Annotated in this window: 18 protein-coding genes; 16 read left to right on the top strand and 2 right to left on the bottom strand. The window is 44.6% G+C overall.

What is annotated here, in order from left to right:
• From ACVW0P_RS13150 to ACVW0P_RS13170, 5 genes are all read left to right on the top strand, one after another.
• Positions 1-1,245 (top strand): glutamate-5-semialdehyde dehydrogenase, encoded by a 1,245-nt coding sequence (locus ACVW0P_RS13150; protein WP_457132516.1) that lies wholly within the window; start codon positions 1-3, stop codon positions 1,243-1,245.
• Positions 1,246-1,318: 73 nt separating this feature from the next.
• Positions 1,319-1,990, top strand: coding sequence for a TIGR02117 family protein (locus ACVW0P_RS13155; RefSeq protein ID WP_457132517.1), 672 nt, complete (start codon positions 1,319-1,321; stop codon positions 1,988-1,990).
• 184 nt (positions 1,991-2,174) lie between these two features.
• Positions 2,175-3,263: a tRNA 2-thiouridine(34) synthase MnmA gene (gene mnmA, locus ACVW0P_RS13160; protein ID WP_457132518.1), complete on the top strand. Its 1,089-nt coding sequence runs from the start codon at positions 2,175-2,177 to the stop codon at positions 3,261-3,263.
• 275 nt (positions 3,264-3,538) lie between these two features.
• The gene (topA, locus tag ACVW0P_RS13165) at positions 3,539-5,956 is read left to right on the top strand and encodes a type I DNA topoisomerase (RefSeq protein ID WP_457132519.1); all 2,418 of its coding nucleotides are present in this window, start codon (positions 3,539-3,541) and stop codon (positions 5,954-5,956) included.
• Positions 5,957-6,057: 101 nt separating this feature from the next.
• Entirely contained in the window at positions 6,058-6,462 is a 405-nt protein-coding gene (locus ACVW0P_RS13170) for a hypothetical protein (RefSeq protein WP_354430669.1), read from the top strand.
• Here ACVW0P_RS13170 and ACVW0P_RS13175 read toward each other — a convergent pair.
• Positions 6,459-7,958, bottom strand: a complete 1,500-nt coding sequence (locus ACVW0P_RS13175; RefSeq protein WP_457132520.1) for a gluconokinase — start codon at positions 7,956-7,958, stop codon at positions 6,459-6,461. The genes ACVW0P_RS13170 and ACVW0P_RS13175 overlap by 4 nt on opposite strands.
• A 285-nt stretch (positions 7,959-8,243) precedes the next feature.
• Between ACVW0P_RS13175 and ACVW0P_RS13180 the strand changes: the two genes are divergently transcribed.
• The 10 genes from ACVW0P_RS13180 to ACVW0P_RS13225 all read left to right on the top strand — a co-directional run bounded on the left by ACVW0P_RS13180 (position 8,244) and on the right by ACVW0P_RS13225 (position 20,149).
• Entirely contained in the window at positions 8,244-8,633 is a 390-nt protein-coding gene (locus ACVW0P_RS13180; RefSeq protein ID WP_354430671.1) for a response regulator, read from the top strand.
• Positions 8,611-9,702, top strand: coding sequence for a sugar transferase (locus tag ACVW0P_RS13185; RefSeq protein WP_457132521.1), 1,092 nt, complete (start codon positions 8,611-8,613; stop codon positions 9,700-9,702). The genes ACVW0P_RS13180 and ACVW0P_RS13185 overlap by 23 nt, the downstream gene beginning before the upstream one ends.
• 17 nt (positions 9,703-9,719) lie before the next feature.
• Positions 9,720-10,388, top strand: coding sequence for a TolC family protein (locus ACVW0P_RS13190; protein ID WP_354430673.1), 669 nt, complete (start codon positions 9,720-9,722; stop codon positions 10,386-10,388).
• Between the two features lie 2 nt (positions 10,389-10,390).
• Positions 10,391-12,541, top strand: coding sequence for an exopolysaccharide transport family protein (locus tag ACVW0P_RS13195; RefSeq protein ID WP_457132522.1), 2,151 nt, complete (start codon positions 10,391-10,393; stop codon positions 12,539-12,541).
• Between the two features lie 46 nt (positions 12,542-12,587).
• The gene (locus tag ACVW0P_RS13200) at positions 12,588-12,725 is read left to right on the top strand and encodes a hypothetical protein (protein ID WP_457132523.1); all 138 of its coding nucleotides are present in this window, start codon (positions 12,588-12,590) and stop codon (positions 12,723-12,725) included.
• 13 nt (positions 12,726-12,738) lie between these two features.
• Positions 12,739-14,241, top strand: coding sequence for an O-antigen ligase family protein (locus ACVW0P_RS13205; RefSeq protein WP_457132524.1), 1,503 nt, complete (start codon positions 12,739-12,741; stop codon positions 14,239-14,241).
• A gap of 11 nt (positions 14,242-14,252) precedes the next feature.
• Entirely contained in the window at positions 14,253-14,867 is a 615-nt protein-coding gene (locus tag ACVW0P_RS13210) for an acyltransferase (protein ID WP_457132525.1), read from the top strand.
• A 14-nt stretch (positions 14,868-14,881) separates the two neighbouring features.
• Positions 14,882-16,225, top strand: a complete 1,344-nt coding sequence (locus tag ACVW0P_RS13215; protein ID WP_457132526.1) for a lipopolysaccharide biosynthesis protein — start codon at positions 14,882-14,884, stop codon at positions 16,223-16,225.
• A gap of 14 nt (positions 16,226-16,239) precedes the next feature.
• Positions 16,240-17,427, top strand: a complete 1,188-nt coding sequence (locus tag ACVW0P_RS13220) for a glycosyltransferase (RefSeq protein WP_457132527.1) — start codon at positions 16,240-16,242, stop codon at positions 17,425-17,427.
• Between the two features lie 91 nt (positions 17,428-17,518).
• A complete protein-coding gene (locus ACVW0P_RS13225) occupies positions 17,519-20,149 on the top strand; it encodes a non-ribosomal peptide synthetase (RefSeq protein ID WP_457132528.1) in 2,631 nt (876 codons plus the stop codon).
• Between the two features lie 122 nt (positions 20,150-20,271).
• Here the strand turns inward: ACVW0P_RS13225 and ACVW0P_RS13230 are convergent, their stop codons facing one another.
• Positions 20,272-20,658 carry a VOC family protein gene (locus tag ACVW0P_RS13230; protein WP_457132529.1) on the bottom strand — a complete coding sequence of 129 codons (387 nt, stop codon included), beginning with the start codon at positions 20,656-20,658 and terminating at the stop codon, positions 20,272-20,274.
• 124 nt (positions 20,659-20,782) lie between these two features.
• Between ACVW0P_RS13230 and ACVW0P_RS13235 the strand changes: the two genes are divergently transcribed.
• Positions 20,783-26,404: an alpha-2-macroglobulin family protein gene (locus ACVW0P_RS13235; protein WP_457132530.1), complete on the top strand. Its 5,622-nt coding sequence runs from the start codon at positions 20,783-20,785 to the stop codon at positions 26,402-26,404.
• Positions 26,405-26,413 lie beyond the last annotated feature (9 nt).

A 26,413-nucleotide genomic window follows, 5' to 3' on the forward strand; every position in this document is an offset into this window, starting at 1 on the left:
ATGAGCTATAAACACTTCTTCGAGAACGCACTGATAGCCGGGCGGAACGCGGCCCTATCTCCCATTACCATAAATAAGGTATTGCTTGATGTTGCACAGGCGGCCATTAATCAAACGGATTACCTGCTACAGGAAAACCAAAAAGACCTCGACCGCATGGACCCCGCCGACCCAAAATACGACCGCCTCACCCTCACGGCCGAAAGGATAAAAGCCATTGCAGGTGATATGGAGAATGTGGCGGGATTGGAAAGCCCGCTGGGCAAGGTATTATCTGATAACACCCTGCCTAATGGTTTACAGATCAAAAAAGTGCGTGTACCGCTTGGCGTAGTAGGTGTAATTTACGAGGCGCGGCCAAATGTTACATTTGACGTATTCGCGCTGTGTTTTAAAACAGGCAATATCAGTATATTAAAAGGTGGCAGCGATGCGGATAACTCTAACCGTGCCATTATGAAAGTGATCCACGGTGTTTTATCGGTACAGGGTATCGATGCAAATTTCGCTACCCTGTTGCCAGTAGAACGCGAAGCTACCGAAGCCTTGCTTAATGCGGTCGGCTATGTAGATGTGCTGATCCCCCGGGGCAGCCAGTCGCTTATCAATTATGTACGCGAAAGCAGCAAAGTGCCTGTGATAGAAACCGGAGCGGGCATCGTACATACCTACTTCGATGAAACCGGCGACCTCGCGAAAGCCATCGCCATTATCGATAACGCCAAAACCCGCCGGGTAAGTGTCTGCAACGCGCTGGATTGCCTCATCATCAACAGCAAACGCCTCGGCGACCTTGTGCATATCACCGAACCGCTTGCTGCCAAGCAGGTGCAGCTATTTGCCGATAAAAAATCATTTGAAGTACTGGACGGGCATTACCCCGCCGAATTTTTAGCAGAAGCCAAACCTGAGCATTTCGGTACCGAGTTTTTGTCGATGAAGATGTCGATAAAAACGGTTGATACCTTGGAGCAGGCACTACAGCACATCGCCGTTAACAGTTCCAAACACAGCGAGGCCATTATATCGGAAGATGAATTGAACATAGAAACCTTCCTAAACCGTGTGGATGCCGCCGCGGTTTATGTTAACGCCTCCACCGGCTTTACAGATGGTGCCCAGTTTGGACTCGGTGCCGAAATTGGCATCAGCACCCAAAAGCTCCACGCCCGCGGCCCAATGGGCTTAGAAGAATTGACAAGTTATAAATGGATAGTAAAAGGAAATGGGCAGGTAAGGCAATAGTTATATTTAAAATCTCATCACAATGGGTTACTTTTAGTCCTGCCATGTAATTAAGGTAACTAAACCAAAACCATTGAAAAAATTCTTTAAGATCGCACTGCGTGTAGTTTTAGGCTTCATAGCTTTTATTGCATTGTATCTGTTGGCTGCATTTGGCCTATCTAAAATACCTGTGCCCGCCGAGCCGGCTACCGCGCAAACCATTGATATTTATATCCTTACCAACGGCGTGCACACCGATGTGGTTGTCCCGGTAAAAAATGAGCAGATGGATTGGAGCAAAGAGGTGAAATTTGATAACACCCTTAAACCGGATAGTACTGCCACATTGATAGGTTTTGGTTGGGGCGACAAGGGCTTTTATCTCAACACCCCTACCTGGGCCGAGTTGAAATTTAGCACGGCGTTTAAAGCCGCTTTCGCGCTGAGTACCTCCGCTGTCCACGCAACTTTTCATAAGCAGCTTACCGAAAGCTCATCATGCAAAAAGATATCGATAAGTAGTGAACAGTACGGGCGGCTTGTGGACTATATAAGGTCCAGTTTTTCAACCGATGCCGATGGTCATGCCGTCGTTATCAAAACAAACGCTAATTACGGTGATACCGATGCCTTTTATGAAGCTAACCGCAGGTATAACCTTTTTTACACATGCAACACCTGGGCCAACAACGCCCTAAAAGCATGCGGGCAGCGCGCCTGTTTGTGGACGCCGATGGACAAACCAATATTTGCGAAGTACTAAAGTTGGGAAAGATAATATCGAACACTGAATTTCGAATAATGGATATCGAAGTGCCTGGTATTTCCATACTTCATTATTCGACATCCAACATTCATCATTCGATATCCTTCGCTCAACTCATTTTACCCTCCCCTGACCCAAGCCTTAACACAATAAAGGGTAAAACATTATCTTTGCAGCCAATATGAGTAAGCACGGTAGGATCTTGGTGGCAATGAGTGGCGGAGTTGATAGTTCTGTAGCAGCAGTAATGCTGCATGAACAGGGCTACGAGGTCATTGGCCTTACCATGAAAACCTGGGATTACGCCGCAAGTGGCGGCAGCTCTAAAGAAACCGGCTGCTGTAGCTTAGATAGTATCAATGATGCCCGCGCCTTGGCTGTTGGTTATGGTTTCCCGCATTATATATTGGATATCCGCAACGAGTTTGGCGATTTTGTGATCGATAACTTTGTTGACGAATACCTTGCCGGCCGCACACCTAACCCCTGCGTGCTTTGCAATACCCACATTAAATGGGAAGCCCTTTTAAAACGCGCCGATAAACTGGATTGCGAATTTATCGCGACCGGCCACTACGCCAATATCCGCGAGCAGGATAACGGCCGCTACGTAATATCAAAAGGTAAAGACGAAAATAAAGACCAATCATACGTGCTTTGGGGCGTATCGCAGCAAAACCTTGCGCGTACCAAATTCCCGCTGGGCAGTTTCTCTAAACCCGAGATCCGCCAGATGGCTGTTGATATGGGTCAACTGGAACTGGCAGGCAAAAGCGAAAGCTACGAGATCTGTTTTGTGCCTGATAACGACTACAGGGCGTTCCTGCGCCACAAAGTAGAAGACCTTGACGAACGTGTTGGCCCGGGTAATTTCGTGTTGACCAACGGTACCGTTGTAGGCAAGCATCTCGGCTATCCTTATTATACTATTGGCCAGCGCAAAGGCTTGGGCATTGCTTTAGGCATGCCGATGTTCGTGACCAAAATTCAGCCCGAAACCAACACCGTTGTATTGGGTACGATAGAAGAACTGGAAAAGAAAGAGGCTTGGGTACGCAACCTTAACCTGGTTAAATACGAAAGCATTAAAGAACCTTTAGATGCCGTTACCAAGATACGTTATAAGGATGCAGGCACCGAAAGCAAGATCGTGCAAATTGGCGACCACATGAAGGTATCGTTCGACCACATGGTATCGGGTATTGCTCCCGGCCAATCAGCCGTGTTCTATGAAGGCAACGACCTTTTGGGCGGCGGCTTTTTGATATAAATTTGTTGTAGAGAGTGCTTTTCTGCGCGCGTCATTGCGAGGCACGAAGCAATCTTGTTGAGCAAATCCATGTTGCAAGGTGTGTAATTCATCCTGAAGAGATTGCTTCGTACCTCGCAATGGCGGGTTAGTGTAGTACGGTAATCCCACCCGACAAAACTTTTTTATTACTACACGTTTTATTATAATAACAAGCTAATTTACCACCCAACAAAAAAACAAAATTGCGTTTCTAATGCATTTTATGTTTTCTTTGCAAAAAAACACCCGCTTAAATGGCTAAAAATTTACTCATAGTTGAATCACCGGCGAAAGCTAAAACCATTGAAGGATACCTGGGCAAGGACTTTACCGTAAAATCGAGTTACGGCCATATCCGCGATCTGGTGAAGTCTGAAGATGCCATCGATATCAACAATAACTTCAGTCAGCGATACGAAGTACCTGCCGATAAGAAGCAGATAGTGAGCGAATTAAAGAAATTAGCTAAAGAGGCAGACATTGTATGGCTCGCATCCGATGAGGACCGCGAGGGAGAAGCCATATCATGGCACTTGTTTGAAACTTTAGGATTAAAAGAGCCCGATACCCGCCGAATTGTTTTTCACGAGATTACAAAACCGGCGATAATGAAGGCGATTGAAAATCCCCGTAAAATAGATTATAACCTGGTAAATGCACAACAGGCCCGCCGAGTTTTAGACCGTTTGGTGGGTTTTGAGCTTTCGCCGGTGTTATGGAAAAAGGTTAAACCATCGCTTTCTGCAGGCCGCGTACAATCAGTAGCCGTTAGGTTAATTGTTGATCGCGAACGCGAGGTGAACAAATTTACTGCCGAAGCCGCTTTTAAAATAGTAGCGCTGTTTGGCACGGGCCGCAATGCCTTTAAAGCCGAACTGCCAGAGCGTTTTACCAAACAGGAAGATGCCGAGAAGTTTTTGCAGGATTGTATCCAGGCCATCTTCGAGATAAAATCATTAGAGACGAGGCCAACTAAACGTTCGCCCGCCGCGCCGTTTACTACATCTACCCTGCAACAGGAAGCCAGCCGCAAACTGGGTTACTCGGTAGCGCGTACCATGCAGGTTGCACAAAGGCTGTACGAATCCGGTTATATCACCTATATGCGTACCGACTCGGTGAACCTAAGTGATACCGCGTTGAACGCCGCCCAAGCAGAAATAACATCTGCTTATGGCGATAAATACCATCAGCACAGGAAATATAAAACTAAGAACGCCAGCGCGCAGGAAGCCCACGAAGCCATTCGCCCTACGTATTTTAATAACCATACTATTGATGGCGAAAGTAACGAGAAGCGCCTTTATGAACTGATCTGGAAACGTGCTATAGCATCGCAAATGAGCGAAGCACAGTTTGAGAAAACCGTTGCAAAGATCAGTATATCAACCCGTAATGAAGATTTGGTTGCCAATGGCGAGGTCATGAAGTTTGATGGTTTCCTGAAAGTTTACCTGGAAAGTAACGATGAGGACGAAGACAACCAAACCGCTGATGGCGAGAACGCTATACTGCCACCATTAACCAAAGGCCAAAAATTAGACTTACAGGAACTATCGGCTACCGAAAGATATTCGCGCTCGCCTGCCCGCTACACCGAGGCAAGTTTGGTGAAGAAATTAGAAGAACTGGGTATAGGACGCCCATCTACCTACGCCCCCACCATATCTACCATTCAAAACCGCGGTTACGTGGTTAAAGAGGAACGTGAAGGCCGCCAGAGAAATTTCCGTGTGTTAACGCTTAAGGGCGGTAACATCATTAAAGAAACTAAAACTGAGAACACCGGGGCTGAACGAAACAAACTTTTCCCTACGGATATTGGCGCAGTGGTGAATGACTTTTTGGTACAGCACTTTAAAGGCATTGTCGATTTTAACTTTACCGCAGGTGTAGAGAAACAATTTGACGAAATAGCACAGGGCTTGCAGGACTGGACAAAAATGATCCGCACGTTCTACGACCCGTTCCACAAAGATGTTCAAAACACGATTGAAACGGCAGATAAAGCAACCGGCGAACGCGAATTAGGCGTACACCCGGAGAGCGGCAAAAAAATGTCGGTACGGATAGGCCGTTACGGCCCGTTTGTGCAGGTTGGCGATAACCCAAGCGACGAAAGTGAAGAGAAACCTTTGTATGCAAGCTTGCGCACAGGTCAAAGTATAGAAACTATCAGCCTGGAAGAAGCACTGGAGCTTTTCAAACTACCAAAGATATTAGGTGAATATGAAGGCAAAGTGATGAAGGCAGCCATAGGCCGTTTTGGCCCGTACATTAGCCACAACAGTGCGTTTGTATCGGTACCTAAAGAGATAGATCCGCTTGATATCACGCAGGAACAAGCTATTGAACTGATAGAAGCCAAACGTAAAAAGGATGCGGAGAGGTTGATCAAAGCATTCCCCGAAGATGAAACCGTAAAAGTTTTAAACGGGCGCTGGGGACCATATATCGAATTTGGGAAGTTGAACGTTAAGATCCCTAAAGACATTACCGACCCAACAACACTTACTTACGAGCAATGCAAGGCTTTAGCCGATGCCATGCCCAAGGATGCTAAAAAGGGGCGTTTTGGTAAAGCTGCACCGGCGGCTAAGCCCGCAGTGAAAAAAGCGCCTGCCAAGAAAAAAGCGCCTGCCAAGAAAAAGGCGGCGGCTAAGAAAAAATAAGTTATTGGTTTAAACGTTTAATGTTGGAAAGTTGTAAGGTTAAGATAAAGCAAAGCAACATTTAACTTTGTAACGTTCTAACCTACAACAACCAACACAAAATGATTAAAGATCTTCCTCCTAACGTGGTAAAAGATATAGCGGTTGCAGTTGCCTTAGAGGGCGAAAATCCTGAAAGTAAGATCTGGTACGTTTACCTCATCAACCTTAAAAATATACCCTTAGAAAATGTCCTGGTAACCTCAAAAGGGTATGGCGAAAAAGACGGCGAACTGGTTAAAACTTCTGTACTTCGCCACTCCTTCCCGGTTGTAGATGCCAATTCTTTTAAACTGATCGAGCCTATTGATGAGCAGACCTTTGGGCTGAACAACGAATATTGGTTAAGCTTCTACATCGGCCGCGAGATCTTCGACAAAAAGTTCATATTCCTGCCGGAAAGTATTGTAGATGATAACTTTATAAAATTACCCGTGGTGAATAAACCCGGCGTTATGATCCGTTAATTAACCAAATCATGTAGTTGGTGCATGGATGACTTCAAGTCCGTGTAAAGCTTTTTATATATCGGGAAGATCTTGCTGTAAACGGCCTGCGCCTCTTGATTTGGAGTTACCACCACCCTATCTTTTGCTTCTTTATCCGCGATGCTTTTATAATCAATGCCCAATGCTTCCATCGCCAGATAAATTGCGCCGATGGCCGATGAATCGCCGGATTGCAGCATCACCAGTTTTTTGCCGATGATATCGGCGAGCAATTGAACCCACGTGGCCGATGATATAAAGCCACCACTTATTACAATTTCATTTATGGGCTGTTCTGTACTTTCCACTGCCTTAAGCACATCATTAAGCGCGAAGCAAATGCCTTCTAAAGCCGCCCTTAAAAAGTGTTGTTGCTGATGTTTAAAGTTGATATTAATAAAAGCGCCCGAAGCCTTCGCATCCCAAATTGGCGCGCGCTCTGCATATAAATAAGGTAAAAACACCAATCCATCGCTGCCTGGTTTAACGTTATCGATGGCTTTGAACAGGTATTTATAGTTCTCATCAGATACATGCTCCAGTTTCAGGAAATCTTTCAGCAGCCAATCTACCGCCGCGCCGCCGTTGTTAACCGCGCCGCCGCAAATAAATGTATCAGCGTTTAACAAGTAGTTAAAGGTCATGGCCCCATAATTATAAACCGGGGTTTTACTGCCTACCCGCACCGCGCCACTGGTACCAATGGTTAAAGCACCTATCCCGGGTGTAACGGCATTGCCTCCAAGGTTGGCACAACAGCCATCGCTGGCTCCAATCACAAAGGCGGTTTGGGTGTCGATACCCGTCAAAATATGTGCTGATGATATATACCTTATATTACCCGTATTTACGGGCGTTGATAATTTAGCATCGCTAATTCCGGCAAGATTCAGGGCTTTATCGTACCATTTCAATTTCAGCACATCAAACATCCCCATGGCTGATGCCATAGAATAATCCACCTCAAACACACCGAAAAGCTTAAACCAAACGTATTCTTTGATGGAAATGAATTTATAGGCTTTATTAAACCGCTCTGTCTCATTTTGGCGCAGCCACATAATTTTGCACAGGGGCGACATGGCATAGATGGCTGTGCCCGTGTGCTTATATAACTTTTCGCCATCCACGCTATCCCTTAACTGCTGCGCTATCTCTCCGCTCCGCGCATCAGACCAAAGCATAGCATCTGCCAGTGCATTGCCATGCTCATCTACCGGCATAATGCTGTGCATTGCGGCGCTAAAACTAATGGCAGCGGGTGGCGCGTTTAAATTCGTTGTTATTTTACTGATGCAGTTTACAAACGCCCGCCAGATAAGGTGGGGGTTTTGCTCGCTGTAGCCGGCTTTTGGGTTACTTGTAGGGTAAAAACTTTGAGCTGTTTCAAGGGTGCTGCCGGCTGAATCAATAGCTACAGCTTTGGTGCTGCCTGTGCCTAAATCGATACCAACAAAATATTTTTGTATAATCATGTAACCTATTTAATCCGGTTGCGTAAACTTAGTAGAAGATAATGGAAACTAATCCACAATGGCAGTATTTGTCAACAATAACATCCCGAAATGCGCAATTTAATTCACTCTCGTTTTTTTTACCTTACTTTTAAATATAAATCTAAATCAATAAAAACAGCGTAATTGGCTAATAAATAGATATTTTATATTTATAATCCCAAAAATAGGTCAACTGGCATAATATTGTCCCATGGACCAGATATAAAAATATCATATTTATAACCGAAACCACAATTAATCGGCATGAAAAAAACTTTACTGATTGTTGATGACGATTTGAGTATCTTAAAATTGCTTAACTTTATCCTATCTAAAGATTACGAAATTGTTGTCAAAAACAACGGCATCGAAGCTTTTAGTTGGTTAGAAGACGGCAACATGCCCAAACTCATAATTTCTGATTTACAAATGCCATATTTTGATGGACAATCCTTCCTGAAAAATGTTAAAATAAGTGGCTTTTATCGCCATATACCTGTTATTATGCTTTCGGCAGCTCATGACCTTGACGCGCAAGTTGCCAAGATGCCCTTTAAGGTGGATGCCTATATGCACAAGCCCTTTAACCCTAACAGCCTAAAAACCGCCATTATTCAGGCCTTAAAAGTTTATGATGAACAAGACAGCAACTGATTGGAACGAAAACTCTCATTCCCAGATCAGGATTGCATATGCAGGCTTGGAATTGAAGGACTTGATCGCAAAGGACCTGGCAAACTTTGAGATAGATTTTAACGATACCCTGCAAGATCTTGAGAATTATATGGGCGATCAATCCATCTTAACTATTCCTGATATTATTTTGGTGGAGGTTGATATGGACGAGCAATGCTTTGAACTGGTTAACCGCCTTCGCCAAAACTTTTTGATGAACGGGTTGATCATCGTATTACTATCTACCCGTAAGGATAAAAAACTGGTACAAAAAGCCATGCAGATGAAACTGCATGATTTTTACACCTACCCTTTCGCTACATCAGACCTTCGTGAGCGCCTAAACTTCCTGGTGAAATTTAAATTGATTAAACCCCGTTTGCAGGAGTTATCGATAAAAGTTGATACCACTTATAAAATGCCTTTCGGTAAGCGTTTTCTTGATCTTGCTATAGCGGGCGGCATGTTTGTTTGCCTAATGCCGGTTATGGCGGCAGTTGCCATAGCCGTTAAGTTAGATTCTAAAGGGCCGGTATTTTACACGAGCAAACGTGTAGGTACAGGTTACAAGATCTTCGATTTTTACAAATTTCGGAGTATGCGTACCGATGCCGACCAACTTTTAGCGCAAATGGCTGTTACAAATAACCAGTACGCCGCCGAAGAAGAAGGCGCGTCAAAATCGGCCTTTGTTAAAATTAAGGACGACCCACGTGTTACCAAGCTTGGCAACTTTTTACGTAAAAGCAGCCTGGACGAGTTACCGCAATTGTTTAATATCATCAGAGGTGATATGTCTGTAGTGGGTAACAGGCCTTTACCGGTTTACGAAGCTGAGATGCTAACCTCTAACGAATGGTCGATGCGGTTTTTAGGCCCCGCAGGTTTAACTGGGTTATGGCAGATAAGTAAACGCGGAAAAGAAGATATGAGCGAGCGCGAACGTAAAAAACTTGATAATTTTTACGCTCAAAAATACTCTTTATGGCTGGATTTGAAAATCATTGTTGGTACGGTACCTGCCTTGTTCCAAAAAGAGAAAGTTTAAAAAACATCAATACAACTTTGAAAAAACTAAACATATTAATCCTCTTTATACTAAGTACAGTAGCCCTGCACGCGCAGGAAAGCTTTGTTAACGAGGTGAACTACCCCTATCTCGATAAACTTATCGCTACAGCTAAAAAGAATTATCCCGAAGTAAAAATACGCCAGGCACAAATAGAAGCGGCAAAAGCTACACTTACCCAATCAAAGGTGTTGTGGCTGGATGCGATAACAGCCTCGTACATCTACAGCCCAAAAAACTCTCTTAACCTTGCCAACCCTACATTTTTTAACGGTTATCAGATAGGTTTATCGGTAAACGTCGGCCAATTGTTATCAAAGCCGTTTGCAACACGCGTGGCGAGAGAGAATGTAAACATAGCCCAGTTTCAGCAGCAAACCTATAACTTAACTCTTGAAGCAACAGTAAAAAGACTTTACTTTCAATATCTTGAAGCACAGGCCGATCTGCGGAACCGTGCAAGGGCTGTTACCGATGGCGAGATTGCTGTAAAACAATTAAAATACACGTTTCAGAAAGGGGAGACCACTTTTCATGATTATAACGAGTCTTTGGTAGGTTTATACAATCAAAATTCATTTAAAGTACAGGGCGAACTTGCCATGTTAACGGCAAAAGCAAATCTCGAAGAATTTTTGGGTGTTAAATTAGAAGAGGTTAAATAGCCATGGAGTTAGGAAATTTTTTAAAACTTTTATGGAAGCATAAGAACCTGCTGATCATTATTCCGCTGGTTACAATCATCGTTTCTTATTTCCTGGTAAAAAACCTGGCAGATAAATATGTATCAACGGCGCAAATAGCCACGGGCATAGTAGATCAATCGCGCCACTTACTTGACGCCGATCCATCAGGCGCCACCAAAGAACAATCAATAGCGCACGAGTTTAGTAACCTGATAGAGATAATGAAGCTTAAAACCCTCGTTAACCAGGTATCTTACAAACTTATCCTGCACGATCTTACTGATAGTGTTCCGTTTAAACCGCATAGCAAGCTTTTTAATACCATGAACCCGGCAGCTCGAGCGCACGCTGTCGAGCTTTTCACCAACAAGTTTAAAACCATGCAGCCCCTATCCTATTATAATAAGGATGAAGAGGGGTTGAATGAGCTTTTACGTAGCATGAAATATGACGAGCGATCTTTACACAAAGACCTGCTTATTGTTCGTTCCGAGGATAGCGACTTTATTTCGGTAAGTTATGAATCAAGTAACCCGCAATTATCTGCTTTTATTGTTAATATACTTTGTACCCAGTTTATTGATTATTACACACATACCGTTAGGCAAAACGAAACAGACGCGGTTAATTACTTAGCCAATTTATTAGAAGCTAAACGCGATACCCTTAATAAGAAAACCGCCGACCTGCAAGATTATAAGATCAAAAATGGCATCCTGAATTTGGAAGAACAGTCAAAATCCCTGTTTGACCAGATTATCGTTTATAACGACCGGAAACAACAAGCCGAAAAGGACGTAGCATCTTACAACGGTGCTATAAAAAAAATAAACAACAGGTTTGAGCCCGGCGAACGCCAGTACATCGAAGCCACAATAAGCAAGTACAACCAGGATGTGATCAACTCGCAAGATCAGCTTCATATCCTTACAGATAGATATGTGCGCAGTGGCTTTAATCCAAAACTTAAACCCGCTATAGATTCATTATCGAACAAGCTGTCATCGCAGATAAACCAAACATCAGATAAATACATTGTAAACCCCTTAACCGCCAAGGATGATTTGGTTAAACAAAAGCTTACGTTAGAGGTAACACGCGACCTTGCCAAGTACAGCATACAATCTATAAACAACGCGGTAAGCGATCTTAATGGCAAATTTAAACGCCTGGTACCGTTTGATGCTACTGTTAAAACCTACAACTTTGATATTGATATTGCCAGCAAGGAATATTTGGATGTGCTGAATAAGTATAACCAAACCAATCTGCAATCTACATTTTCTATCAGATTGCGTCTTGCAGAGTCGGCCACGCCTGATGCTGCCGAGCCATCTAAAAAGATGCTGCTTATTATACTGAGCGGTATAATCGCCTTCGCTTTTTGCGTAATTATCCTGTTCGGTATCTTCTTTATGGATGATACCATTAAAGAACCGGGCGACCTGGTTAAACGTACCAATTTACCGCTATTAGGTCACCTGAACACCGTAACGGGCTCGCTGGACCTCAAGAAACTTTGGGATGTGGAGCACCGCGATAAAATGCGACTGTTTAAGGAGCTTATTCGCTCTATCCGTTTTGAGGTTGACCAGGAATTGCGCGGCGAAAAGGTATTGGGTGTAACCAGCCTTGCCAATCACGAGGGTAAAACAGTTTTGGCTATCAGCCTGGCTTACTCTTACTCCATGATCAACAAAAAAGTGTTGTTGATAGACGGTAACTTTGATAACCCTACTATAAGCAACACGGTTAGCCCCCGGATCTACCTGGAGGACTATTTTAAAAACAACCCCGATAACTACGAAAGCTTTAGCAATACTACTAATGTAATGGGCAACCATGGCGGCGATGTTACCCTGCTTGAAATTAGCGACGAAAATTTTATTCGCAGCAAGTTTAACGAGCTTAAGATGAAATATGATATTATCATTATTGAAACACCGCCGGTATCGTCGCTCAATAAATCAAAAGAGTGGTTGTTATTCACCAACAAAGTTATTTCTGTTTACGAGGCTAATAAAGGTATTACTAATTGGCAAAAAGATGATGTAAATTACCTCCGTAATTTAAACGGTAAGTTTGCCGGCTGGGTACTTAACAAAACCGACCCTAAAAAGGACAGGTTTTAAATATAACCCGCATACGTGCCTCCTGTAAACCTTTAATTTTTTCATTATGAAGATAATACCTGCCGAAAAAAAGGGTGATGTTTTTGAAGACCTTACCCCTATGGAACAAAAAACCCGCAAGGCAGCCATTGCATTTGCTTTTATAGGTGTATTTGTTTGGGCTGCTAAAATTTTATTCTTCTAACCAAAAGCATCGAATGCTTCATGATCAGGCACAAAATAACTTTATTGTAAACTTTTCCCGTAAGCTAATGTCGGGGCGGGTATCTATGGTAAAACTTATTTTTATTTTGCTGCCTGTAGCTATTTTCATTGCGGTTGCCATCTCCATGTTTGGCATACTGGCAGCTGGTGCATTGTTGGCTTTATTTATTGGTATACCCGTTGTGTTGGGTATTGTGGCTTATCCTATTTTCGGCATAGCGGTATTGATGGTCGTCTCGTTTTTCCTAAATTACGTATCGGAATTTGTACCGCCGGATACCCCTACAGGGATCCTGCTCGATGCTATCACCTACCTGCTAATCTTCGGTTTCCTGCTTAAATTCAAGTACGATAAAGATTGGTCGTACTTTAAAAACCCTATCAGTTATCTGATACTGGCATGGCTTGCCTACAATTTTATTGAAGTTATAAACCCTGCGTCGCCATCCATACTGGCATGGGTTTATACCGTGCGTACCGTTGGCTTTATAATGCTGATGTATTTTATTTTTGTGTACCAGGTACGCACCATGTCGCAAATCAAATTTTTGGTCAAGCTTTGGTTGTTGCTGGCATTCTTGTCGGCCATCTCAGGTTTCCAGCAGGAAAACTTTGGCCTGTTCCCGTTCGAGAAAGCCTGGTATTATTCAGATCCCTTACGACTGAGTTTCCTGTACATCAACGGGCACCTGCGTAAGGTGGCCATTTTCCCGGATCCGGTTACGTTCTCCTATAACATGGTGGTAGCGGCGGTATTATGCATGTGCATCATGTTCACTAAAATTAAAATGTACAAAAAGGTGTTGCTTGGCTGTGCTATCCCATTCTTTTTCCTGGTGATGTTGTATTCGGGCACCAGGGGCGCGTATGTGTTGCCGCCGGCTGCTTTGGCTATGCTGGCCATTATTAACTTTAATAAAAAGATGTTGATGTTTGTTGTCAGCGCGGCAGTTGTGTTATTGGGGCTCATATTCATGCCGACATCCAACCAGTTTGTCAAACGCTTCCAAACGGCCTTTAAACCATCGGACGATGCCTCATTTAACGTGCGTGCCGAAAACCAAAAGCGTATTAAACCGTACATATTATCACACCCTATCGGGGGCGGTTTAGGGTCTGTTGGGATCTGGGGAAGGCGTTTTGCACCCAACTCTTTCCTGGCAAAATTCCCTCCGGATAGTGGTTACGTGCGTGTGGCAGTAGAGATGGGTTATGTAGGTTTGATACTGTTTTGTTTTTTGATGTTTACAATATTAAAAACGGGCATTAACAACTATTACCTCATCAAAAACCCCGAACTCAAGATCTATTGTTTAGCTATGATATTGATCATTTTTGTGTTTAACATTGGCAATTATCCGCAGCAGGCACTGGTTCAATATCCGTCGAATATTTTATTCTATTTTGCATGTGCGTTATTAAGCGTTACCTTACGTATAGACAGGCAGGAACGGAAAGAACAAGCTGATAAACAACACGCCCAATTAAGCGCCTGAAAAATATTATAATGTCGTTACTAACAGTAGTAAAATCTAACCCGCGTTTAAAAAGTTTGGTACATTGGATGATCGTACAATCCAGGCGTTCTGCGCCAAGGTTGTGGGTTAAATGGTTTGTTAACCCGTTTATCCACAAGCGAGGTAAACGGTCGATAGTTAGTTTTTATTCAAGGTTGGATATATTCCCTTTTAACAATTTCGAGCTTGGTGCGTACAGTGTTATAGAAGATTTTGCCGTGATAAATAACGGTGTTGGCGATATTATTATCGGCGAGCATACCGGTATCGGACTAAGTAATATTTTAATAGGCCCTGTAACATTGGGCAACTATGTTACCCTTGCGCAGCACATCGTATTATCGGGCCTTAACCATGGTTTTGAAGATATTACAGTATCTACCCGCCTGCAAAAAGTGGTTACCAAGCAGATCACTGTTTGCGATGATGTTTGGATAGGTGCCAACAGTGTAATAACAGCCGGTGTAACCATTGGCAAGCACACGGTAATAGGCGCGGGAAGCGTAGTTACCAAGGATATCCCCGAGTATTGTGTGGCTGTGGGCAACCCGGCAAAAGTTATAAAAAAATATAATTTTGAAACTGCTACCTGGGACAGGGTTTAGCCGTATAAAGGATTATGCCCAATTTAAATAAACTTGTAAATAAGCATACCATATCATTAGCCACAAGTGCGGCCATGCCGGTTATAGGTATGCTTGTGCTCTCGTTAATGGCGCATAATCTGCCCGCGGCCGATTTTGGCAACTACATATTCCTGCTCATCACTATTTTATTGGCCGATACCTTCAGGAACGGTTTTGTACAAACATCCCTTATTAAATTTTACGCGGGCACCAGTAAGAAAAAGGCTTTTGAGGTCGCCGGGTCGGCGTGGTATGTTGGTTTAATGCAGGCAGGTTTATTTGTTGCAATAGATGCCATAGTTTACCTTGTTTACCGCAGCAAAAGCGTTGATGCCGAAACTACCATTCAATGGTTCGGCATTATTTACATAACTACCCTGCCCTCTGCGGTAGCATCTTACATCTTACAGGCCGAAGAAAAATTTGGGCGGATGCTGATCCTGCAGGTAATTAACCAGGGGCTGTTTTTGGTTCTCATACTTACGCTAATATTCCTGCATAAGCTATCGTTCCAAACAGCAGTATACGCTTATTTTGCGGCTAGCGCGGTAACATCATTGTTTACCATTTTTAACGGTTGGTCAAAGATCCGGACACTAAAATACCGAAGCAAAGAAACAATGAGCAAGCTGGTACATTTTGGCAAGTTTAGTGTAGGTACGTCCATCAGTTCGTACCTGTTGCGCAGTTCAGATACCTTCATTATTAAAATAATGTTTAACCCGGCGTTACTGGCGGTTTATTACATCCCGCAACGTTTAATGGAGATCTTTGAGATCCCGATGCGTGCAGGAGTTGCCACTGCCATGCCCGAGTTATCGGCCGCCGTGCACAAAGGCAATGAGGCCGACGTGGCAAGCATTATGAAACGCTATGCCGGGATGCTTACCGTAGCCATTATCCCTATAGCTATAGTGGCATTTGCCATAGCAGGGCCCGTTATAACTATTCTTTTTGGCAAGCAATACGAGAATACCGAAGCGGTTAATATCTTCCGCCTGTTTATGTGTTATGTTATGCTAATGCCTATCGACAGGTTTTTTGGCATCACGCTGGATATTATCAACAAACCACATTTAAATATGCTAAAGGTTGTGCTAATGCTGGTAGTAAACGTAGTTGGCGATTTTGTAGGCATCTGGATTTTCCATAGCCTTTACGCGGTTGCCATAGCATCGCTCTTTACCTTTTTCTCAGGTGCGATATTTGGTTACTGGGCGCTAAAAAAACATCTACATTTTACCATCAGGGACATTTTCAGTTTGGGTTATACCGAGTTAAAAAGCATTGTAAACCATTTACTTGAAAAAAGCAAAACAGAAAAGGCAGAAGTTTAATTATTAAAAGCAACATGGGCATCATTGTATTTATTCTTTCGGTAATTTTCACCCTGGTATTTATTTACCTGGGCGTTTATAGCTTATACCTGTTTGTGTTTTCTGTTTTAGGAAAACTGATAAAACAGCGCACCCCCCCTGCCGCTACGTCGTTCAGCAAGTTTGTGATATATATTTGCGCTTATAAAGAGGATGCTATTATCTTGAGTTCGGCGGCGCAGGCCTTAACAATCGACTATCCAAAAGACAAATTCCACGTTTGTGTTATTGCTGATTCGATGCAGCCCGAAACTATTGAACAACTGAAAATTATGCCCTTACAAGTGGTTGAAGTTGTATTTGAGAGCAGCACCAAATCTAAAGCCCTGCACGCGGCCATAGCGGCCACGCATGAAGACTTTGACGCTGCCGTTGTATTCGATATTGATAACGTTGCCGCACCCGATTACCTGCACCAGATAAACAATTATCTGCACGATGGTAACCGAGTTATACAAGGCCATCGCATAGCAAAAAATACCGAAACCGAAATTGCTGTATTGGATGCAATCAGTGAAGAAGTGAACAACCACATTTTCCGCAAGGCACAGCAGGTGTTTAAACTTTCGGCCGCGATTATAGGATCCGGCATGGTGCTGGAGTATAGGTTATTTAAAGAAACCATGGCACAGATTGATGCCGTTGGTGGTTTTGATAAAGAGATGGGCCTGGTACTTACCCGCCAAAAGATCCACGTGGCGTACGCCGACAAAGCTTATGTGTACGACGAAAAGGTAAGCAACCCCGAAGTTTTTAAAAAACAACGCCGTCGCTGGCTCTCAGCCCAATTTAACCTGTTAAAAACATATGGTCTAACAGGTTTTACGGAACTATTCGCCCGTGGTAACTTTGATTACTTTAACGAGATCTACCAAACGGCTATCCTGCCCCGTATATTAATGTTAGGGCTAATGCCGTTCATGTTATTGGTGTCGTTGTTAGCGCCGGAGATTGGCCCAGGCTGGCAAATGTGGCTTACGGCAACGTCTTTGTGTTATATTGGTATATTAGTGGCAGTACCCGGCCAGTTCTTTAACAGTAAATTGCTTGGTGCCGTACTTAAATTACCAATGATATTTTTCGCGATGTTTGCCCTGCTGTTTAAATTAAAAGGCGCGAACAAGAAATTTATTCATACACCGCATAACCCGGGCGCAAATTAATTACGTATACAATTAGAAACGGGGAATTGCTACCCGCGACATTAAGTAGGGCAATCATTTATAAAACACCGCTCAGGGGTCTTAATAAAATATGGAAGTAGTATTAAATAATACCACAGTAGATTATCCAAAAGAGAAGCCGCTTCACAGCCTTATCCAGGAGAGTGCCGTAAAGCACCCCGATAATGTTGCGCTTAAATTTCACGACACCTCGCTTACCTATACCCAGCTTAATAATACTGCCAATCAACTCGCCCGTGAACTTATCAAAAAAGGCGTTAAAACCGGTGACATCATCGGTATTGCCCTCGATCGTTCAACTGAACTTGTTATAGCACTTTTAGCTATACTAAAAAGCGGTGCTGCCTACGTACCGCTTGACCCCGAATACCCCAAGGACCGAATCGAGTTTATGCTTGATGATTCGGCTGCTACTATACTTATTACGTCTAATAAATATAAAGGCCACTTTGCATCAAATACCACCGAGGTTTTAATAGAGGAGGCTCTGGCCGCTTCAAAAGACCACCCTACTGAAAATCCGGAGGTAAACGTAACCGGCCAGCAGCTGGCTTATGTGCTTTACACATCGGGCTCTACAGGCAAACCAAAGGGTGTGCAAATAGCGCATCACAGTTTGGTAAACCTGATGTACAGCTTCCAAAAAACACCGGGCATCACTTCAAAAGATATTACGCTTGCCGTTGCAACCATTTCTTTTGACATTGCCGGTATAGATATTTACCTGCCTTTGTGCAGAGGCGCAAAGATCATTATGGCCGATTCTATCACGGCGAAGGACGGCCGCGCATTATTGGATATTGTCCGCAACGAGGAAGTAACCATCCTACAGGCTACTCCCTACACCTGGCGCATGATGCTGGAAGTAGGCTGGACAGAACCGTTACCATTGAAAGTGTTTTGTGGAGGCGAAGCACTGGCAAAAGACCTCACCGAAAAACTTATCCCGCTTTGTAAAGAGCTGTGGAACCTTTACGGCCCTACCGAAACTACTATTTATTCTATCATAAAACACGTTACCGACCCCAACGATATTACCATTGGCTGGCCGGTTGATAATACGCAGATCTACATCCTTGACGAGGAGAAGAACAACCTTACCAACGGCGAGATTGGCGAAATTTTTATAGGTGGTGTTGGCGTGGCATGGGGCTATTTAAACCGCCCAGAATTGACGGCCGAGCGTTTCATCGACAATCCCTTTACCCCCGGCGAAAAGATTTACCGCACCGGCGACCTTGCCAAACTAAAACCTGATGGCGACATTGTGTACCTTGGCCGCATAGATCACCAGGTAAAGGTGCGTGGTTACCGTATCGAGCTTGGCGAAATAGAACATAACCTGGGGAAACAGGAAGGCATCAAGCAAGCTGTTGTTATTGCCCGCGAAGATACTCCCGGCATCCCGCGTTTGGTGGCCTACGTTGTTTTAGAATCCGGCCAAACCGGCATCCCAGAAAAAAGCATGCTTGATAAATGGGACGATGCCCTGCTTGGTGTATTGCCCGAATATATGATGCCCGATGATTATGTGCTGATGGATATAATCCCATCTACCCCCAACGGCAAAATAGATCGCAAAGCCTTACCGAAACCTGATTACAGCCATATAAATCGCTCCGACAAATACGTTGCCCCGCGTACCAGTAACGAAAAATTGGTTACCGAGATCTGGGAAGAACTTATGGGGCTAAACCAGATCAGCATCTTCGATAATTTTTTCCAGTTGGGTGGCCGCTCGTTAATTGCCGTAAAGATAATGGCACGTTTAGAGCAGGAAACCGGTAAACGTTTACCGCTGGCTACCCTGTTCGAATATTCGACGGTGGAGAAACTGGCTTCCCGTTTAGAGATTGATGCAGAATCCATCACCTGGGAATCGTTGGTGCCGATAAAACCCCAAGGCAATAAAATGCCGCTCTATATTGTCCACGGCGCAGGCTTAAATGTGCTTTTGTTTAATGCCCTTGCTATGAACATGGACGACCAGCAACCGGTTTATGGCCTGCAAGCCAAGGGTTTGAATGGAATTGACGAGCCATTAGATGTGATGGAAGAAATTGCCGCCAACTATGTGGAAGAGATCATCAACCATGACCCTGTTGGCCCTTATGCTGTTGCGGGTTATTCATTAGGCGGGTTGATTGCCTACGAAATGGCTAAACAAATGCTTGCTTTGGGTAAAGACCTGAAGATGCTGGCCATGTTTGATACCTATGCCGACCAAACCCAAAGGTACCATTCGCCATTAAGGCGCACTATTGATAACACCTGGACGTTGGTGAAACAGGTTGCCTATACTCCCATATTATTTTTAGAAGACCCTAAACGAACCATCGAATATAAAAGCCGCGAGGTTGGCCGCAGGATCCAAAAGATCTTTAAAAAGGTTTTTCCTGATAAGGTGAAGAAAAAGAAAGGTTTTTTAGCTTATACAGATGAGATCCATAACCGGAGCCTTACCGCGCAAAAGAATTACCGTTTAGAACCTGTAGACGTGACTATCGAACTTTTCCGCGCTAAAAAGAAAACGTTTTACATGGACGATTTTAAATTTTTGGGATGGAGACCCTTTGCTCTTAAAGGCGTAAACGTTCATGACATCCCAGGGGAACACAACACCATCTTCGCCCCGCCGAACGACAAGCAATTCGCCAAGGTATTGCAGGAATGTTTAAATAAATCAGCAAAAGGTAAATAGGCGATTTTCACTACCATGTCATTGAGAAGAGCGATAGCGACGGGGAAATCTCTTTAGGCCGTTCCGCTAAGTGGCGGGTACAATTGAATTAATGACATTGCTTTATACCTGGAAATGTTGACTTATCTATTCAACGGCTTACCAATCTCCCAATGGTGCCCATATGGATCTATGAAATGCCCTAATCGATACCCGTAAGGCTGATCGGCAACGGGATAAACGGTTTTTATGCCTGCAGAAATAGCCTGTTCAGCTAAAGCATCCGGATCATTTACCATAAGTCCTATCCTCACACTTATCCCACCCAAAAGTTCAGGCGAAAAATTACCATGATCTGGCGACGCGTCTGCCACTACTATGCGTGCGCCTTGTACGGATAGTTCGGCAACAGTGTGACCATCCGGGTCGGTATTACCGGCAATTACTTCTGCACCAAAGGCCTTTTTGTAAAATTCGATAGCGGAAGTGCCGTTACTCACACTTAATGTTGGGATGATAAAGCTTTGCATTACAGGTTGATTGATAAGGTAAACCTATCAAAATAAAACCGTAAAAATGTGAGCAAATATATTTTGGCAGGTACATAATTCTGCCGAAATTTTTATAAATTCATAGCCATTTACCATATCACATATGAATTACCTTGCCAACCTTTTCCGTTCACGAAAGGGACAGATTATTGTATCAATATCTTTGATACTTATCGCTTTAGTCATATTTTTTGCAAGGCAGCACCAGCGCAACAAGCAAATAAAAGTTGATGCCGAGTTCAGCAAATACATCGAATCGTACACCACGGGCGTTATTTCCAAGCAAAGCACCATCCGCATAAAACTGGCCGGCGAGGTTCAGGTTTCGCATGCGCAAAACGAGGAACTGAAAGGTGACATCTTCGATTTTTCCCCATCTGTAAAAGGTAAAGCCTATTGGATAGACGATCGTACCATCGAATTCCGACCGGCGACAGCAATGGATATCGACAAAAAATACACTGCCGATTTTAACCTTGCTAAGATCATTAAGGTAGAAGATGATTTCGAACATTTCAAGTTCGGTTTCCAAACCATTAAGCCCGATTTCAGCATAACGTTCGCAGGCTTGCAAAGCGAGAGCGCTACATCAGGCCAAAACATGAAACTTACAGGCAACTTACAAACTGCTGACGGTGAGGACCAGGCAGCAGTAGAAAAACTGCTCGATGTTAATTATTCAAGCCCTGTTAAAGTAAGCTGGCAGCACAACCCGGTTGCTAAATCACACCAATTTACCATCACCAAAATAACCCGTACAACAGCCGCCAACCCGCTTACCATAAACTGGGACGGCGACAAGCTGGATATCGACAAAAAAGGCAACCAGGAATTTCGTGTGCCTGCACTTGGAGAGTTCAAAGTGCTGGATATAAAAGCCGTGCAGGATAACGACCAATATGTATCCGTACAATTCTCCGACCCTATTATGGTTGGACAGGAACTGAGCGGATTGATCGGTATCAACAACTCATCCGACCTCGCCTATACCATCGACGGCAGCATTGTAAAAGTATATGCGCCCGAGCGCATGCAGGGAAACTTCAGCGTTTTTGTAAATGAGGGAGTGCAAGATATTTATCACCGTAAAATAAAAACCGCCTTTACAGCAAACGTGTTTTTTGAAAACCGCGAGCCTGCGGTAACCATACCGGGTAAAGGTGTGATCCTGCCCGATTCTGGTAAACTGATGATGCCATTCGAAGCAGTTAACTTAAACGCAGTGGATGTTACCATCATTAAGATCTATGAAAATAATGTACCACAGTATTTCCAGAATAACGGATTTGACGGTGGCTACGAACTGCGCCATGTGGGTAAGCCTATTGTGCAGAAAACCATTCGTTTAGACGCTGACAAAGGTCTTAACCTGACCAAAAAGAACCGCTTTATGCTGGATGTTGACCAGCTGATGCGTGCCGAGCCGGGCGCTATTTACCGTGTGGTTATAGGTTTCAGGAAAGATTACTCGCTGTACAATTGCAGCGCGGGCAAACTTGTTGCCAAAAGCGGTAATGATGACGAATATGGCGACGAGGGTGGTGAATACGCCGGCGATAACACCAGCAAGGCAAACGACGAAGACGACGACTTTTGGCAGCGATACGATAACTACTATCCCGAAGGTTACAACTGGCAGGAACGTAACGACCCATGTACCGAATCATACTTTAGCAAGCAGCGTTGGGCAACGCGCAATATCATCGCATCAAACATTGGCCTGATAGCCAAACGCGGCAATGATAACAACATGACCATTGCCGTAACCAACATCCTGAGCGCAGAGCCAATGAGCGGGGTTGAATTGGAATTGTTGGATTACCAGAAACAGGTGATTTTTAGAACAAAATCCGACGGTGACGGGATGGCCACCTTTAGTCTAAAACGGAAGCCATACCTGTTGGTTGCCAAGCAGGGCAAAGAGCGCGGCTATTTAAAACTGGATGATGGCAGTTCGCTCCCACTCTCCCGCTTTAATGTTGGCGGCGAGCAGGTGCAAAACGGTCTCAAAGGTTTCCTTTATGGCGAACGCGGTGTTTGGCGCCCCGGCGACTCTATCTTTACAACCTTTATTTTAGAAGACAAATTAAAAACCTTGCCTGCAGACCACCCGGTTGAGTTTGAACTGTACAACCCTAACGGACAATTATACCGACGGATGACCCGTACAAGCTCCGTAGACGGTTTCTACAGTTTCCACGTCGCTACAGAAACTTCCTCGCCTACCGGTAACTGGAACGCGCGGGTAAAAGTTGGTGGCGCAACTTTCGAGAAAAAGATAAAGGTGGAAACCATTATGCCAAACCGCCTCAAGTTAAAGCTTGATTTTGGAGGCGCGACAGAACTGACCAAAGGCAGCGGTGCAAATGGTACATTGAGTGCTCAGTGGCTCTTCGGCGGTATAGCGCAAAATTTGAACGCCAAGGTTGATGCCTTCCTGTCATCGCAAGCAACGAGCTTTAAGGGTTACGAGGATTATAACTTTGACGACCCCACCCTTGCCTTTAATACCCAAACGCAAACCGTTTTTGAAGGTAAACTTAATGAAAGTGGTGTGGCGTCGGTTAACACCAATATCAATGTAGAAAAGCAAGCGCCGGGCCAGTTGCGTGCCAACTTTGTGGTGAAAGTATTTGAACCGGGCGGCAACTTTAGTTTGCAGCAGGCCAGTATGCCATATAATGTTTACGATGGGTACGTGGGCGTAAAAACACCAAAAGGCAGCGACATGAGCGGCATGCTGGTGACAGATAAAACACACGCCATAGAAATTGCCGACGTTGATACCAAAGGCCACGGCTTTGCAGGTACACGCAACGTAGAAGTGGAATTGTACAAAATTCAATGGCGCTGGTGGTGGGACGAGACCGGTAACGAGCTAAGCAACTTTACGCAAGACCGTTACAATAAACTCATCAAAACCGAAACCGTACAGTTGCAAAACGGTAAGGGCAAGTGGAACCTTAAAATTAACCAGGCAGACTGGGGCCGTTACCTTATCCGAATAAAAGACCCGCAAACGGGCCACAGTACAGGTAAAATAATTTATGCTGATTGGCCAAACTGGTCGGAGCGTTTGCAGAACACCGACCCTACCGAGGCGGCTATGCTATCGTTTACATCCGATAAGCCAAATTATAAAGTTGGCGAGGAAGCAACTTTAACCATCCCTACAGGTGGCGATGGCCGTGCGTTGATAAGTTTTGAAAACGGCAGCAAGGTTTTAAAAACCATTTGGATAGATACAAAAAAAGGCGAAACGCGCTACAGCTTTAAGGTGGACGAAACCATGGCGCCAAACGTTTTCGTGAACGTTACGCTATTACAACGCCATGCCCAAACCGTTAACGATCTGCCTATCCGTATGTATGGTGCCATCCCGCTAAATGTTGATGACCCGGAAACCATTCTTAAACCGGTGATAAGCATGCCGGATAAGATCAGGCCGGAAACACAATCGGCCATTACAGTGTCTGAAGCATCGGGCAAGGAAATGACCTATACCATTGCTATTGTAGATGAAGGCTTGCTGGATATTACCAATTACAAGACACCAGACCCGCACGAGGCATTCTATGCCCGCGAAGCATTGGGTGTTAAAACGTGGGACCTGTTCGACTATGTGATCGGCGCCTTCGGCGGCGGCCTGGAGCGCATCTTGAGTATTGGCGGCGACGGCACAAACGGCACAAATAAAAATGTATCAGTAAACCGGTTTAAGCCCGTGGTGAAATTTATGGGGCCGTTCCATTTAGCTGCCGGCGACAAGCAAACCACCAAATTTACCCTGCCACAATATGTAGGCTCGGTTAAGGCGATGGTAATTGCAGGCCATAACGGCGCTTACGGAACAGCAGAAAAAGCAGTCGCCGTTAAAAAACCGTTGATGATATTAGCAACCTTGCCGCGCGTGCTCGGCCCGTCGGAGAGTGTACAACTACCCGTTACAGTTTTCGCGATGGAGAACAACATCAAATCGGTAAGTGTGCAGGTGCAGTCGAACGCGTTTAGCAACCTGGGAGGCAACAACCTCAAAGTTGTAAAATTTGATAAACCGGGCGACCAGTTGGTAACCTTCGATTTAAACGTGAAAGACTTTGTAGGTGTAGGCAAAGTTAGGATCATTGCCAAATCGGGTAACGAAACCTCGGCTTTTGATGTGGAACTGAACGTTCGTAACCCTAACCCGCCTGTTACCCGCATATTAGAGAAAGAGCTCAAACCAGGCGAATCTTATAACACAGCATATAGCGCTATCGGTATCAATGGCACTAATAAAACATCGTTAGAGATATCAAGTATCCCGCCGTTGAATATGGCTAAACGTTTGGGGTATCTTATCAGCTATCCGCATGGATGTGTGGAACAAACCACGTCGGCAGCGTTCCCGCAATTGTATTTGGGCCAGCTGCTTGACCTAACGCCAAGGCAAAAAGCCGAAAGCGAGCGTAACATCAAACTCGCTATAAACCGGTTGAACGGCTTCAGGGTGCAGGGTGGCGGCCTTAGCTACTGGCCGGATGGCGGCCAGGCCGATGAATGGGGCACCAACTATGCCGGGCATTTCCTGCTATCGGCACAGGCTAAAGGTTACAGCTTGCCATCCGGATTTATCGACGAATGGAAGAAATATCAAAAACAAAAAGCCGTAAACTGGTCGCCGGATCCACGCAGCAATATCCACGGCTACTACTATTATACCGACTTGGTGCAGGCATACCGTTTATATTTGTTGGCACTATCCGGTTCACCCGAGCTTGGTGCCATGAACCGCCTGCGCGAGTACCAATACATTAGCGTGGAAGCCCGCTGGAGATTGGCGGCCGCTTACAAACTGGCAGGCCAACCAGAGATAGGTTTACGCATGATAGCCGGTTTGCCAACCACCATCAAACCTTACAGCAGTATGTACGGTACTTACGGATCCGACTTGCGCGATGAGGCCATGATACTGGAAACCCTTACCCTGCTGGGCCAGCAGCAAAAGGCATCAGGCATGGTGCGATCGGTAGCGGCCAAACTATCGCAGGATAGCTGGTACAGCACGCAAACCACGGCCTATTCGCTCATCGCGATAGCACAATATTGTGGTGTAAACAAAAGCGGCGGCAAATTGTCGTTCAACTACAATGCGGGTGCTGCTAAAGGCGATGTAAATTCGGCATCATACTTATGGCAACAAGAACTTGCAGCTAACGGCGGCAAGGTGTCCATGAAAAACACCGGCAGCAATAAGCTTTATGTAAGGCTGATACTACAAGGGCAACCTTCATCGGGGCAGGATGTGAAAACTTACGTGAACCCCGATGTAATGCAAATGCGTATAGCCTACTTTACTTTGGGCGGTAAAACCATCGACCCAACATCACTTAAACAGGGCAGCGATTTTGTAGCGCAGGTAACTATTAAAAACCCGGGCAAACGCGGCAGGTATGATAATTTGGCGCTAACGCAAGTCTTCCCATCAGGCTGGGAAATATTGAATAGCCGCATGCTGAATAATGATGAGGCATTTAAATCATCGCCATCCGATTACCGTGATATCCGCGATGACAGGGTAAACACTTATTTCAGCTTAGCCGAAAGTAAAGAGGTTACTTACTACGTGATGTTGAACGCCGCCTATGCAGGTAAATATTACCTGCCTGCCGCGTATTGCGAAGCCATGTATAACCATGATATTAACGCACTGATAAAAGGGCAATGGGTTGAAGTGGTGAAGTAATACTTTCAC

The organism is Mucilaginibacter sp. UYNi724, from assembly GCF_054057495.1.

What these genes read in the sequence shown, in the direction of transcription:
- ACVW0P_RS13150 (WP_457132516.1), top strand. Translation starts at nt 1, where the DNA reads ATGAGCTATAAACACTTCTTCGAGAACGCACTGATAGCCGGGCGGAAC.
- mnmA (WP_457132518.1), top strand. Translation starts at nt 2,175, where the DNA reads ATGAGTAAGCACGGTAGGATCTTGGTGGCAATGAGTGGCGGAGTTGAT.
- topA (WP_457132519.1), top strand. Translation starts at nt 3,539, where the DNA reads ATGGCTAAAAATTTACTCATAGTTGAATCACCGGCGAAAGCTAAAACC.
- ACVW0P_RS13170 (WP_354430669.1), top strand. Translation starts at nt 6,058, where the DNA reads ATGATTAAAGATCTTCCTCCTAACGTGGTAAAAGATATAGCGGTTGCA.
- ACVW0P_RS13175 (WP_457132520.1), bottom strand. Translation starts at nt 7,958, where the DNA reads ATGATTATACAAAAATATTTTGTTGGTATCGATTTAGGCACAGGCAGC.
- ACVW0P_RS13180 (WP_354430671.1), top strand. Translation starts at nt 8,244, where the DNA reads ATGAAAAAAACTTTACTGATTGTTGATGACGATTTGAGTATCTTAAAA.
- ACVW0P_RS13185 (WP_457132521.1), top strand. Translation starts at nt 8,611, where the DNA reads ATGATGAACAAGACAGCAACTGATTGGAACGAAAACTCTCATTCCCAG.
- ACVW0P_RS13195 (WP_457132522.1), top strand. Translation starts at nt 10,391, where the DNA reads ATGGAGTTAGGAAATTTTTTAAAACTTTTATGGAAGCATAAGAACCTG.
- ACVW0P_RS13200 (WP_457132523.1), top strand. Translation starts at nt 12,588, where the DNA reads ATGAAGATAATACCTGCCGAAAAAAAGGGTGATGTTTTTGAAGACCTT.
- ACVW0P_RS13205 (WP_457132524.1), top strand. Translation starts at nt 12,739, where the DNA reads ATGCTTCATGATCAGGCACAAAATAACTTTATTGTAAACTTTTCCCGT.
- ACVW0P_RS13210 (WP_457132525.1), top strand. Translation starts at nt 14,253, where the DNA reads ATGTCGTTACTAACAGTAGTAAAATCTAACCCGCGTTTAAAAAGTTTG.
- ACVW0P_RS13215 (WP_457132526.1), top strand. Translation starts at nt 14,882, where the DNA reads ATGCCCAATTTAAATAAACTTGTAAATAAGCATACCATATCATTAGCC.
- ACVW0P_RS13220 (WP_457132527.1), top strand. Translation starts at nt 16,240, where the DNA reads ATGGGCATCATTGTATTTATTCTTTCGGTAATTTTCACCCTGGTATTT.
- ACVW0P_RS13225 (WP_457132528.1), top strand. Translation starts at nt 17,519, where the DNA reads ATGGAAGTAGTATTAAATAATACCACAGTAGATTATCCAAAAGAGAAG.
- ACVW0P_RS13230 (WP_457132529.1), bottom strand. Translation starts at nt 20,658, where the DNA reads ATGCAAAGCTTTATCATCCCAACATTAAGTGTGAGTAACGGCACTTCC.
- ACVW0P_RS13235 (WP_457132530.1), top strand. Translation starts at nt 20,783, where the DNA reads ATGAATTACCTTGCCAACCTTTTCCGTTCACGAAAGGGACAGATTATT.